The organism is Mycetocola miduiensis, from assembly GCF_900115155.1.
Taxonomy (GTDB): domain Bacteria; phylum Actinomycetota; class Actinomycetes; order Actinomycetales; family Microbacteriaceae; genus Mycetocola_A; species Mycetocola_A miduiensis.
The window spans coordinates 15,245-27,310 of sequence record NZ_FOVM01000013.1 but is presented as its reverse complement, the minus strand read 5'-3'; the positions used below and the strand labels follow the sequence as shown (position 1 = coordinate 27,310).

Genomic DNA, 12,066 nt, shown 5'->3' with positions numbered 1-12,066 from the left:
GCCGCGCCTCGGACAGGGTCGAGCCGAGCACCCGCACCCCGTGCAAGCTCGCCTCGGACGCCCGCCGGGCTTCGTCGATCAGTTCCACCATCCACGCCTGCCGCCGCGCCTCAGCCCGCTGCAAGTCCGCGATCTCACCCACAATGTTCGAACACCCATCGGCCAGCGCCGCGGCATATGTCGTCGCCTCAATCGAGCACAGATTGAGCACCAGCGCCTTCCAGTTCTGCTCCAGCAACTGGGACCAGGTCACCGGGAACGGCTCACCGAACAGCAGCTCGGAAGCACCCGGTTCCGGGGCCTCCCCAGTGGGCTGCTCGTGCTCTTTCATGACACCAGTGTCCCAGCGACCACTGACATTACGACCCCGAACCCGGACCACAAACCGCAGGTGTGGACAACTTTCCGAGAAACCCGGATGTGGAGGAATCAACCAACTCGCGACGGCGCGTTCAGGCATCCGTTCGGGAACAGCTCGACCCGTGCAGAGCGCTCCTTTAGGCTTTCGCCATGACGAACGCATCCCTCGAGATTCTCTCGATCGCGGACGCCCCCTGGCACGACGTGCAGACCGTCTTCGGCACCCGCGGCGACCCGTCGAGCTGCTGGTGCCAGTACTTCAAAATGGATAACGCCGAGTGGAAGACCGCCAGCCGCGCCACCTGCGAGCCACGCCTGAAGCAACAGGTGAAAGACCTCGACCCGGCACCAGGAGTACTCGCCTACCTCGACGGCGAACCCGTCGGCTGGTGCGCCGTCGAACCGCGCACCAGTTACAGCCGCCTCAACCGGATGACCGTCGTCAAAAGCAGCCCCGAAGAGCCTGATGATGACTCCGTCTGGGCGGTCACGTGTTTCGTCGTCCGCGTCGGTTTTCGCAAGCGGGGTATCGGCCGCGCCCTGCTCGGCGGCGCGATCGACCACGCACGTCGCGGTGGAGCCCGCGTTATCGAGGGCTATCCCGTCGACCCCGCCGAGCGTGAAAAGGTGTCATCAGCGGAGCTGTACCACGGCAGCGTTTCGCTGTTCGCAGCCAATGGCTTTCGCGAGGTTGCACGCCCGAGCCCAGACCGGGCCGTCATGCAGCTCGACCTGACGGAGTGAACGCCCGCGAGCATCCGCTCGTTGCGGAGGGATGCTTGCCCCACGGATTCACTCATTCCGGTCCAATACACGCGTCACGCCGGGTGTTTCCGTCCGGTTCGGGTGAAGTCGCGCCGAGGCTCATCCCGCGAGACCTAGCGTTTTGAGGAAGAGGTCGGCGTAACGGGGTGCGTCAACGTCCAGCGCGACGTCCATAACGGTCCATTCACCGATTCCACCGTGCAGCCGGTCTTCGCCCGAGTACCTGCGCCGGTCGACGATAGTCTGCCCACGAGCGTAACCAGAGAGTTCCACCCGCACCGGTAGCTTCTCGATCACCAGAGCGTCCGGGTCGACGAGTGCGCAGACTGCACCGGCGTCGCCGATCAGTCCGGTGTACACCAGGGTTTCGTCGTCGCTCCGGGCGATGCGATTGCCGAGCAGCGAGCCGACCACCCGTCCGAGCGGATCGTTCCCAGCCGCGAGTGCCGACGCGGCATCCTGCGGCACCGACACCTGGGTGAAGACGTCGAGCCCGTACATGAAAATCGGGACACCGGAACCCAGCACGATCGACGCGGCCTCCGGATCGTGCCAGACGTTGAACTCGGCCACAGCCGTCGCGTTACCGACGCCGGCGGAACCACCCATGAAGACGATCCGTTCGATCCGGTCGACGACCTCCGGGTGGGTACGAAGCAGAAGCGCGAGGTTCGTCTGCGGTGCGAGCGCGACAATGGTGATGCGCTCGGTGCTTCCCATCAGCGTGCGCCGCATCAGCTCGACGGCACCCACCTCTTCGGGCACTCGGCTGGTGGCGGGCAGCTCGATACCGCCGAGCCCATTCTCACCGTGCACATGCGAGGCCGATCGCGCGGGTGCCAGCAGCGGCCGCACCGCTCCGGCGGCAACGGGAATCGGCGGCGCTCCGGCAGCGTCGAGAACCCGAAGGGTGTTTTCTACCACCTGCGCGAGGGACGCGTTGCCGGCGACACACGTCACCGCGCGGATGTCGATCCCGGGATGCTTCACGGCAAAGAGCAGGGCGAGGGCGTCGTCGACGCCGGTGTCGACGTCGAGGATGACGGGGATGCTGCGCATCCGACCAGCTTAGGGACGGATGCTTCGGGTACGTGGACGAAGCGAGCGTGCAACCGGGCTCCGATACGGCCGCAAGCGGCCTACTCGACCAACGAAGAGGGAGCAAGCGGCCTACTCGACCAGCGAACGTGGGGGTTACCCCAGCAAATCGAGCAACCAGCCGGCACCACGGGTCTGCGCCCCGAGCGCTTCGACCCGTGCCCGGAGTTCCCGGTCGCTCGTGACGACGGTGACGGATGCTCCCGGCCGTGCAGCGAGCCGGCTCACCTCGTCGACAATCCTCGAGTCGCCGTCGGTCTCAGCCCGAACCACACGAAAGCGATCGGTCGAATCCAGAGCGGCCCTGTTCGCCTGCCCTTCGAGCACGGCGACGACCTCGGGCCACCAGTGGGACTGTGGCAGATCCAGCGCGTCGGCTGCGACGCCGAGCCGTGCCAGCCGATGAAGCTGTGCGCCCAGCCGTTCGGCAGCACCTGCGCGGTCTTTCCACCAGCCGTCCGGCCGTGAACCGACGACGTTCGCCATGTCGACAAGGAGCACCGGGTGAAAGCTGAGGTCCTGCTGCAGCGCCGGCCACATCCGCCCGAAACCGGGATGGAGCGGCAGTTCACTGACGTCGTCGATCGGAACCCAGCGGATCTCGAGGCTCTCCGGATCGGCGACGTGCGGTTCGAACGGTGCAACGACATCGGCCACAACGGTGACGTACGACCAGATCCCGAGGTCGAGCGTGTGGCTGAAGCGTGACCGGACGGCATCCGGATCGACAGCGGCCTCTTCACTCGCCTCACGGATGGCGCCGTCGACGGCGTCCTCACCCGCGTGCCGGGCACCGCCGGGGAGACCCCACGTTCCGCCGAAGTGACTCCACAACGCGCGATGCTGGAGAAGTACTCCACGATCCGGGTCGACGGCGAGCAGCCCGGCAGCGCCGAAACGGCCCCAGTACTTGGAGCCGTCCTCGGCGAAGACCCAGGCATCGCCCGGGTTTCTCGGATGCGGCGGCACGAACTCCGAAGTCACCTGTTCAGCTTCTCACGAGCCGTGCGCTGCGTCCGCGATGGTTACGTGCGCTTACGCTTTTCACGCACACGCATGTTGACGTTGATGGGGCTGCCTTCGAACCCATAGATCTCGCGAAGGCGACGCTGGATGTACCGGCGGTAGCCCGGGTCGAGGAAGCCCGTGGTGAAGAGCACGAATGTCGGCGGGCGGCTCGAAGCCTGGGTGCCGAACAGGATGCGCGGCTGCTTGCCACCGCGGACGGGGTGCGGGTGCTCAGCGGTAAGTTCGGCGAGGAACGCGTTGAACTTGCCGGTGGGAAGCCGGGTGTCCCACGACTCGAGCGCAAGCTCGAGCGCCGGAACCAGCTTTTCCATGTGGCGACCGGTGCGTGCGGAGATGTTGACGCGAGGCGCCCAGGCGACGTGCGCCAGGTCCTGCTCGATTTCACGCTCGAGGTAGCGCCGACGCTCGTCGTCGAGGAGGTCCCACTTGTTGAACGCCAGAACGAGGGCACGGCCGGACTCGAGCACGAGGTCGATGATCCGCACGTCCTGCTCACTGATCGGCTCGGAGACGTCGATCATGACGACGGCGACTTCGGCCTTCTCGAGAGCGGCGCTCGTCCGCAGCGTGGCGTAGAAGTCAGCGCCCTGCTGCAGGTGCACGCGACGACGGATGCCGGCGGTGTCGACGAAACGCCAGACCTTGCCTGCGATCTCCACCTGCTCATCGACCGGGTCGCGGGTGGTTCCTGCGAGTTCGTTGACGACCACGCGCTCTTCACCTGCTGCTTTGTTGAGCAGGCTGGACTTGCCGACGTTCGGGCGGCCGAGGATCGCGACCCGACGGGGTCCGCCGACCTCGTCCTTGGCGACGGCCGATACCTTCGGCAGCTTCGTCATGATGAGGTCGAGCAGGTCAGCGACACCGCGACCGTGCAATGCAGACACCGGGTACGGCTCGCCGAGTCCGAGGGACCACAGGGATGCGGCGTTCGGCTCCTGGCGCACGTCGTCGACCTTGTTCGCGACGAGGAAGACGGGCTTGTCCATCTTGCGGAGCAACCGGACCACCTGCTCGTCAGTAGCGGTGGCGCCGACGTTCGCGTCGACGACGAAGAGCACAGCGTCGGAGAGGTCGATGGCGACCTCGGCCTGTGCGGCGACGGAGGCGTCGATGCCCTTGGCGTCGGGCTCCCATCCGCCGGTGTCGACGAGGGTGAACTGGCGTTCGTTCCACTCCGCCTTGTACTTGACCCGGTCGCGCGTCACACCGGGGGTGTCCTCGACGACGGCTTCACGCCGGCCGAGAATCCGGTTCACGAGCGCGGACTTGCCGACGTTCGGGCGACCGACGATGGCCAGCACCGGAAGCGCAGGAAGGTAGTGGATCGCGTCGGGGTCCTCAGTGATGGACTCGAGGATCTCAAGGTCTTCGTCGCCGAGGTCGTAGTCGGCGAGTCCGGCGCGGAGCGCTTCGGCGCGGCGATGGGCAAGGTCCTCGTCGAGGTCTCCCATCCGCTCGGCGAGCTGGTCGTCCAGCTCGGCGGTGTCTTCAAAGTCGTCAGCCATATCGGTCTCTCTCTGCGAACGGCACCGCTCTGTGCGGGTCGGTCTAGGTTTTCTGCGAAGTACGGATCACATCGAGCACGGCGTCGACGGTCTCGTCAAAGTTCAACGTGGTGGAATCGACGGTAGTGACGCCAGCTGCGGCAGTCATGAAGTCGACGACGCGCGAATCTGCGCGATCACGCTTCTGCAACGCACTCGCAACCTCCGAAGCCGATTCGGATGCAAGTTCAGCAGAGCGTCTAGACATTCTAGCCTCTTCAGATGCTGTAAGAAGAATGCGAGCCGTGGCATCCGGTGCGACGACCGTCGTGATGTCGCGGCCCTCAACGACGATCCCCGGTGCAACAGAGTCGCGGATGATGTCTCGGAAAATGCCGGTGACGTGCGAGCGCACCTCGGGCACGCGGGCGATGTTGCTGACGACGGCTGTCACGCGGGGCTCGCGGATGCTGTCGGTCACGTCCGTCTCCCCCACCCGCACGTGGTAGCCGAACGGATCCGTTCCGATCGTGTACCGGAACCCGGGCAGGGACGCGACGACCGCTGCGGCATCCGTCGAATCGATGTTGCCATCGAGGACGTACCAGGACAGCGCCCGGTAGGCGGCGCCGGTGTCGAGGTAATCGAAGCCGAGTCGTTTAGCCGCAGCCTTCGACACACTCGATTTTCCGCTTCCGGCTGGGCCGTCGACGGCCACAACTGTCTCTGTCATTTCTCAGACGCTCGCAATCCGCCAGCCGCGTGCCTCGAGGTCCTCGATGGTGCGCTGCTGGACTTCGGGAAGCACGGCGATCTCGGCGAGGCCGATCTGGGCACCCGGGGAGTGCTCGAGCCGCAGGTCTTCCATGTTGACCCCGATGTCACCGAGTTCGGTGAGAAGCAGACCGAGCTGGCCAGGCTTGTCGTCGACCATGACGACAATGGAGGCGTATCGGCGGTCCTGGCCGTGCTTGCCGGGAAGCCGGGCGACACCGGTGTTGCCTGCCGCGATCGCGTCGGCGATGGCGCGGCGGGCTCCAGGCGCTTCCGGGTCGCGGAGGGCGTCAGTGACCCGCGCCAGGTCGGCGGCAAGAGAGTCGAGCACCTCGACGACGGGGCCGGAGTTGGATCCAAGGATTTGCACCCAGAGTTCGGGAGCGCTGGCCGCGATGCGGGTCGTGTCGCGGAGTCCCTGCCCGGTGAGGCGCACGGCGGAGTCAGGTGCGCTGACCAGCTGCTTGGCGAGCAGGCTCGCGACCAGTTGCGGCACGTGCGAGACAAGACCGACGGAACGGTCGTGCTCCTCAGGCGTCATTTCGATCGGCGACGCACCGAGGTCGAGGGCAAGATCTTCGATCAACGCGAGTGCTTCGGGCGGAGTCTCTTCGTCACGGCAGATCACCCAGGGGCGGCCGAGGAACAGGTCGGCGCGAGCCGAGATCGCTCCCCCACGCTCACGCCCGGCGAGCGGATGCGATCCTATGTAGCGGGTGAGGTCGACGCCGCGCGCGGTGAGTGTGCGGAACGGTTCGAGCTTGACGCTCGCCACATCGGTGATGACCGCATCGGGGAAGCGGGCGAGTTCCGCTTCGAGAACGGATGCCGTGACATCCGGCGGCACGCTGACGACGACGATGCGCGGTGCGTCATCGGCGCGCTCTGGCCGGCCGGCGCCGTAGTCCACGGCGAGCCGAAGCTGGGCGGGCGACGCGTCGGCGAGGATCACGTCGACACCCTGTGCTTTCAACGCCAGGCCGATGCTCGCTCCGAGGAGCCCGGCGCCGACGATGCGGACCTGGCCGGTGAGCCGTGCGGCATTCGGGCGGCGCTCGGCGGCACCGTTCACTGGGATGTCGTTCACTGGTCTCTTACTCGACTCTTCTACTCGACCGTGTCACGGTCGGGGTCACGGTCGGCGTCGGGGCTGTCGTTTAGGTGCGTCTGCCGGGAGATGGTCAGCAGCTCACCGAGTTCCACTTTAGTGAGGTCGCGAGTGTGACCGGCGCGGAGGGTACCGAGGTTGACTGGCCCGAACTGACGGCGCACGAGATCCTGAACCGGGTGGCCGACGGCTGCCAGCATCCGTCGCACGACGCGGTTCTTGCCCGAGTGAAGGGTGATTTCGACGATGCTTGTATCGTCGCCGTTGGACGTGCTGCGGGTGTCGAGAAGCCGCGCCTTGTCGGCAGCGATGACGCCGTCGTCGAGCTCGACGCCGTGGATCAGTTTCTGGATCGTCTGCGCGGTCACTTTGCCACGGACCTTCGCGATGTAGGTCTTCGTCACACCGAAGGACGGGTGGGCGAGAACGTGGGCGAGGTCGCCGTCGTTGGTGAGGATGAGCAGCCCACTCGTCTCGGCGTCGAGGCGACCGACGTTGAACAGCCGCTCTTCGTAATCCTTCGTGTACTGGGTCAGGTCGGGGCGGCCGCGTTCGTCGCTCATCGTGCTGACGACACCGACGGGCTTGTTGAGCACGACGTAACGTTTGGTGGTATCCAGCTGCACGGCGGTGCCGTTGACCTCGACGTGGTCGGTCTCAGGGTCGATCCGCCGCCCGAGTTCTTTCACGACGACGCCGTTGACGCGCACGCGGCCTTCGGTGATGTACTGCTCCGAGACGCGGCGAGAGGCGACGCCGGCTGCGGCGAGCACCTTCTGCAGGCGCACGCCCTCAGGAGCGAACGGGTCGTGAGCAGGTTCAGGGTTTCCGCTATCGGGAGTCGCGGGTTTATCGGAAGTCACTGTCAAATCCTTCGGAGCCGTCGGCGAGCAAGGGTGAAATGGGCGGGAGCTCGTCGAGCGAGTTGATGCCCAGTTGCTGAAGCATCAGCGGGGTGGTGCCGTAGTTGATGGCGCCGGTCTCACTGTCGGTGAACAGTTCGGTGATGAGTCCGCGACCGGCGAGGGTGCGCACGACCGAGTCGACGTTCACGGCGCGGATGGCGGCGACCGAACTGCGCGTGATGGGCTGCTTGTAAGCGATCACGGCGAGGGTCTCCAAAGCGGCCTGCGACAGACGGCTCGGGTTCTCGGCGGTGACGAAGTCGGCGACGACATCGTCGTAGGCCGCCCGGACGAAGATGCGCCAGCCGCCGCCGACCTCGCGCAGCTCGAAGCCGCGCTGGATCGTGCCGTCGACGCCGTCATAGTCCGCGACGAGGCGGTTGACCGCTTCGTGCACGGCTTTCACTGGCTGGCGGAGGGCCGTGGCAAGGCTGACGAGGCTCTGAGGCTCATCCGCGATCATCAGGATCGCCTCGACCGCGCGCTCGAGGTCCACCGAGGTGGTGGGCGTGGCATCCGTCGCGTCGTTTGCCCCGACATCCGTTTCGGGGAGTGTCGTCGTGTCAGTTGTCATAGTCTGCTCCCAGATTGGCGAGGTTGTCCTCTGTCCAGTTCTCGGCGCTCCAGCGTAACGTGAGCTCGCCCAGCGGTTCGAGTTGTTCGAAGCTGAGCGCGGCGTGCCGGTACAGCTCAAGCACTGCCAAGAAGCGGGCGACGATGACACCCTTCTGGTCGGCGCCGGCGATCAGCTGCCGGAAGGTCATGGATTCGCCCGACCGCAGCATCGCGACAACGTGCGCTGCCTGTTCACGGATGCTGACAAGCGGTGCGTGCAGGTGATCGAGGCCGACCGTCGGGATTTCACGCGGGGTGAGGGCCATGGTGGCCAGCGCAGCGAAGTCGTCGAGGGTGAGTGTCCAGACCAGTTCCGGTGTTCGCGCTCGGAACTTCTCCTCGAGCCGGACCGAGCGGGCGTGCCGGTTCGATTCGGCCTCGAGGTGTCCGGCGAACCAGGCGGATGCCTCCTTGAACGCGCGATACTGCAGCAGCCGTGCGAAGAGAAGGTCGCGCGCTTCGAGCAGGGCGACGTCCTCCGCATCGACGAGTTCACCCTGCGGCAACAGGCCCGCGACTTTGAGGTCGAGGAGCGTCGCGGCGACGACGAGGAATTCGCTGGCCTGATCGAGTTCGGCTGCGGAGTCGACGCCCGACAGGTAGGCGATGAACTCGTTCGTCACTTTCGAGAGCGATATCTCGGTGATGTCGAGTTCGTGCTTGCCGATCAGCGACAGGAGCAGGTCGAACGGGCCCTCGAAGTTGGAGAGAGCGAGGTGGAACCCGGCGGGCCGAGCGTCGGATGCTTCGCCTGCCAGTTTCGTCGTCGAGCCGTCTACGGCGTGCGCATCAGGCGACAGCGCCACGGGCTACCAGCTCCCGTGCGAGCTGGCGGTAGGCCTTGGCCGACGCGTGCTCGGGAGCGAACTCGGTGATCGGACTGCCGGCGACGCTGGCATCCGGGAACTTGACCGTGCGGCCGATGACGGTTTCGAGAACGTCGTCGCCGAACGCGTCAACGACACGCTCGAGAACCTCACGGGAGTGCAGGGTGCGCGAGTCGAACATCGTTGCGAGGATGCCGTCGAGTTCGATCGCCGGGTTGAGCCGGTCCTTGACCTTCTCGATAGTCTCGATGAGCAGGGCGACACCGCGCAAGGCGAAGAACTCGCACTCGAGCGGGATGAGCACGCCGTGGCTGGCGGTCAGTGCGTTGACGGTGAGCAGGCCGAGCGACGGCTGGCAGTCGATGAGGATGACGTCGTAGTCGCTGCCGACCTTGCGGAGCACACGGGCGAGGATCTGCTCACGGGCGACCTCGTTGACGAGGTGCACTTCGGCGGCGGACAGGTCGATGTTGGCGGGGATGATGTCGAGCCCCTCGACGGATGTCTTCTGGATGGCATCCGTCGGCTGGTGCTTGTTCGACAGCAGCAGGTCGTAGATCGTCAGCGCGTCGTGGGTGTTGACACCCAGGCCCGCGGAGAGCGCGCCCTGAGGATCGAAGTCAATGCACAGCACCCGACGGCCGTAGTCGGCAAGTGCGGCGCCCACGCTGATCGTCGTGGTCGTCTTGCCGACACCACCCTTCTGGTTGCACAGAGAGATGATGCGGGCGGGGCCGTGGCTTTTGAGCGGGGCGGGTTCAGGGAATTCAGTAAGGGGACGACCGGTCGGTCCCATTTTTACGAGCGGCGCCTCCACCGAGAAGAGCTCTTCATTTTTTGTGGCCACCTGGTTCGTCCTCACTCCCGTCGCGTCCCTCGCCCGTGCTTAGCTCTCGATTCTATCGGGGCGCTTGGCATATGGGGCGCGCCCACGCGGGCGGAAGCATCCGCGCTAACAACCAGGACCGTGCGGGTTTTCCGTGCACTGACGCTCCACGAGCACCGTTTTCGCGCTTCCGGCTACCGCTGCGACGATCGTCGCCGGGCCGGGCAAGGTGCCGCTGATGCTCCGCCACGGCAGCGAGTCGACGCTGAACTCGACGGTGTACCAGACGGTGACGGAGATTTGGTAGACGCCCTTCGTGTCATAGACGTGGCTGGTGGCGGTCGGCGAGAACTCCGGCAGTCCGAGTGACGCCCAGGACGCCCCGGGCACGCTCGACCGCGACGTCGATCCGTCACCCCACGACCACGCGTAGCTGGCCGGGGTGAACCGCACATCGAGGGGGTGGTCGAAGAGTGTGCCGGACACGACGTGGGTACTTGTCTTCGCGATGAAGTTCGCTGGAAGCCCGATGAGCATCCAGCCGTCAGGTTCCATTTCGAGCGTTGGAGCGGTCGGCCGGAAGCTGGCCAGGTCACTGATGGTGATGTCATCGAACAGGCACGTGCCCGGGAAGCACTCGGCTTCGAACGGGAACAGGGCGCCGCCGGGTGAGCCGGGACCATCGACTCCTCCCCTGGCTTCGGCGTCGATGCGGTCCTGTTCGTATGCGTCAGGTTCGCGGTTGCCGCCGTTGTTGTTGTTTCCGCCGTTGCTGTTGCCGCCGTTGTTGCCGCCATCGATGCGGCCGTCTCCGCGGATGACGGCTTCGCCGCCGTCGAGGGTTCCCGATGAACAGAACCCATCAATTTGGTCTTGACCTAAACAGCTACTTGCGGCCATTACAGGATCGGCTGCGATCAACCCAGTAAGAAGCGAGAAGGCCAGGGAACCAATCAGCAGGCGTCGGCGTCTAGCCATGACTCCACATCCACAATTCTTAGCGCGCCGTTCCACTCGTCGTCGGTGGCAACAGCAAACGAAACGGCGAGGGGTACGCGCATCTCCCTGTCAGGCGGCGTGACATCGTGGTCGTTCATGTCAAGAACGCGGATCCCCGTGATGTCGCGACAGATGTTGAGGTGGATATTCGCTGAGTTGTTGGATGCGTCGAAGTGCGGGACTTCTTTTACCTCAAACGTGGAGACACCCGATGTATGCCAGCCATTGGTTACGATCGTGCCGGGCTCGCTGACCTCAGCAAAGTAATCGTCACTGACGTATTCACGAACCGTTGCCAAATCCCTCCCGCCATCCGCCATGGCGGAATCGTATGCAGCTAAGTAAGCGGTGAAAACGTCCGTCGCCGCAGCGAGTGCCTCGTCCTCCGACGCGAAAATCGCCGTCGAGGTGGGAGTCGGTGTCGCCGGCGGGGCTGGCGTGCAGCCGCCCAGCATGACGGAGCCGAGCAGGCAACCAAAAATTCCGACGATGCTGCGCAGCATCCGAGGGGTCGTCGTCGACCGGTTCTTGGCCATGCGGACAGGCTAGAGCAGTCGCCGATGCAGCGGGAAGGTTATCCACAACCTGAGCGTGAGGTCCCGCACCCGAACTCGCCCGTGGGTTCGGCCGGAGGTGCGCACAACTCAGCCAATCCGGAGCTAACCAGGTCCGGACTCCGCTGCAAACTGCCGTTGTACCCGGGGTTCAGCCGCGAGCCGAACCAGATTCTGGCGGAGTTATGTACCGACCGGGGGTAGAGACCACGATCGACGGACGGATCGTGCCGGCGCGTGTCCGAAGCGTTGCCTCCAGCCTGAGGTGCGCACAACTCAGCCAATCGGGAGCCGACACGGCCCGGACGCCGCACCGAACCGCCGTTCTGCACGGGTCCGGTGGCAGTCCGAACCCGATCTGGCGGAGTTACGAACCGACCGGGGGCAGAAACCACGATCGAACCGACGGTCCTCGCCGGCGCGGCCGAACTCGCCCGTGGGTTCGTGCTTGAGGTGCGTAACTCAGCCAAATCCGGCGCCGACAAGACCCGGACGCCGCACCGAACCGCCGTTCTGCACGGGTTCAGTCGCGAGGCGAACCCGATCTGGCGGAGTTACGAACCGATGGGGGGCAGAGACCACGATCGAACCGACGGACCTCGCCGGCGCGTGGCCGAACTCGCCCGTGGGTTCGTGCTTGAGCTGCGCACAATTCAGCCAATCGGGAGCCGACACGGCCCGGACGCCGCACCAAACCGCCGCTCTACACGGGTTCAGTC

General features: G+C 65.5%; 13 protein-coding genes. 1 reads left to right on the top strand and 12 read right to left on the bottom strand.

The window, feature by feature from the left end; all coding sequences use genetic code 11:
• Positions 1-331 (bottom strand): hypothetical protein (locus tag BM197_RS15900; RefSeq protein ID WP_143095098.1); only part of this gene is annotated, 331 nt, incomplete at its 3' end.
• Between the two features lie 179 nt (positions 332-510).
• Here BM197_RS15900 and BM197_RS15895 point away from each other — a divergent pair.
• A complete protein-coding gene (locus BM197_RS15895) occupies positions 511-1,104 on the top strand; it encodes a GNAT family N-acetyltransferase (RefSeq protein ID WP_090713299.1) in 594 nt (197 codons plus the stop codon).
• Positions 1,105-1,224: 120 nt separating this feature from the next.
• On the opposite strand, the gene BM197_RS15890 is transcribed toward BM197_RS15895, so the two are convergent.
• The 11 genes from BM197_RS15890 to BM197_RS15840 form a co-directional block, all read right to left on the bottom strand.
• Entirely contained in the window at positions 1,225-2,184 is a 960-nt protein-coding gene (locus BM197_RS15890) for a nucleoside hydrolase (protein WP_090713297.1), read from the bottom strand.
• Between the two features lie 135 nt (positions 2,185-2,319).
• Entirely contained in the window at positions 2,320-3,207 is an 888-nt protein-coding gene (locus BM197_RS15885) for an NUDIX hydrolase (protein WP_090713294.1), read from the bottom strand.
• 41 nt (positions 3,208-3,248) lie between these two features.
• Positions 3,249-4,760, bottom strand: coding sequence for a ribosome biogenesis GTPase Der (der, locus tag BM197_RS15880; RefSeq protein ID WP_090713292.1), 1,512 nt, complete (start codon positions 4,758-4,760; stop codon positions 3,249-3,251).
• A gap of 43 nt (positions 4,761-4,803) precedes the next feature.
• The gene (gene cmk / locus BM197_RS15875; protein ID WP_090713290.1) at positions 4,804-5,472 is read right to left on the bottom strand and encodes a (d)CMP kinase; all 669 of its coding nucleotides are present in this window, start codon (positions 5,470-5,472) and stop codon (positions 4,804-4,806) included.
• A 3-nt stretch (positions 5,473-5,475) separates the two neighbouring features.
• Positions 5,476-6,600, bottom strand: coding sequence for a prephenate dehydrogenase (locus BM197_RS15870; RefSeq protein ID WP_245762587.1), 1,125 nt, complete (start codon positions 6,598-6,600; stop codon positions 5,476-5,478).
• A 20-nt stretch (positions 6,601-6,620) separates the two neighbouring features.
• On the bottom strand, positions 6,621-7,409 hold the full coding sequence (locus BM197_RS15865) for a pseudouridine synthase (RefSeq protein ID WP_090713308.1): 789 nt from the start codon (positions 7,407-7,409) through the stop codon (positions 6,621-6,623).
• Positions 7,410-7,470: 61 nt separating this feature from the next.
• Entirely contained in the window at positions 7,471-8,100 is a 630-nt protein-coding gene (gene scpB / locus BM197_RS15860; protein ID WP_090713288.1) for an SMC-Scp complex subunit ScpB, read from the bottom strand.
• Entirely contained in the window at positions 8,090-8,947 is an 858-nt protein-coding gene (locus BM197_RS15855) for a segregation and condensation protein A (protein WP_090713286.1), read from the bottom strand. Before BM197_RS15855 ends, scpB begins: the two co-directional genes overlap by 11 nt.
• Positions 8,931-9,764 carry a ParA family protein gene (locus BM197_RS15850; protein ID WP_090713306.1) on the bottom strand — a complete coding sequence of 278 codons (834 nt, stop codon included), beginning with the start codon at positions 9,762-9,764 and terminating at the stop codon, positions 8,931-8,933. Before BM197_RS15850 ends, BM197_RS15855 begins: the two co-directional genes overlap by 17 nt.
• Positions 9,765-9,920: 156 nt before the next feature.
• Positions 9,921-10,694: a PKD domain-containing protein gene (locus tag BM197_RS15845; RefSeq protein WP_090713284.1), complete on the bottom strand. Its 774-nt coding sequence runs from the start codon at positions 10,692-10,694 to the stop codon at positions 9,921-9,923.
• 53 nt (positions 10,695-10,747) lie between these two features.
• A complete protein-coding gene (locus tag BM197_RS15840) occupies positions 10,748-11,329 on the bottom strand; it encodes a hypothetical protein (RefSeq protein ID WP_143095097.1) in 582 nt (193 codons plus the stop codon).
• Positions 11,330-12,066 lie beyond the last annotated feature (737 nt).

Excerpts from the sequence above, each read along its gene's own strand:
- BM197_RS15895 (WP_090713299.1), top strand. The coding sequence starts at position 511 with ATGACGAACGCATCCCTCGAGATTCTCTCGATCGCGGACGCCCCCTGG.
- BM197_RS15890 (WP_090713297.1), bottom strand. The coding sequence starts at position 2,184 with ATGCGCAGCATCCCCGTCATCCTCGACGTCGACACCGGCGTCGACGAC.
- der (WP_090713292.1), bottom strand. The coding sequence starts at position 4,760 with ATGGCTGACGACTTTGAAGACACCGCCGAGCTGGACGACCAGCTCGCC.
- cmk (WP_090713290.1), bottom strand. The coding sequence starts at position 5,472 with ATGACAGAGACAGTTGTGGCCGTCGACGGCCCAGCCGGAAGCGGAAAA.
- scpB (WP_090713288.1), bottom strand. The coding sequence starts at position 8,100 with ATGACAACTGACACGACGACACTCCCCGAAACGGATGTCGGGGCAAAC.
- BM197_RS15850 (WP_090713306.1), bottom strand. The coding sequence starts at position 9,764 with ATGGGACCGACCGGTCGTCCCCTTACTGAATTCCCTGAACCCGCCCCG.
- BM197_RS15845 (WP_090713284.1), bottom strand. The coding sequence starts at position 10,694 with ATGGCCGCAAGTAGCTGTTTAGGTCAAGACCAAATTGATGGGTTCTGT.
- BM197_RS15840 (WP_143095097.1), bottom strand. The coding sequence starts at position 11,329 with ATGGCCAAGAACCGGTCGACGACGACCCCTCGGATGCTGCGCAGCATC.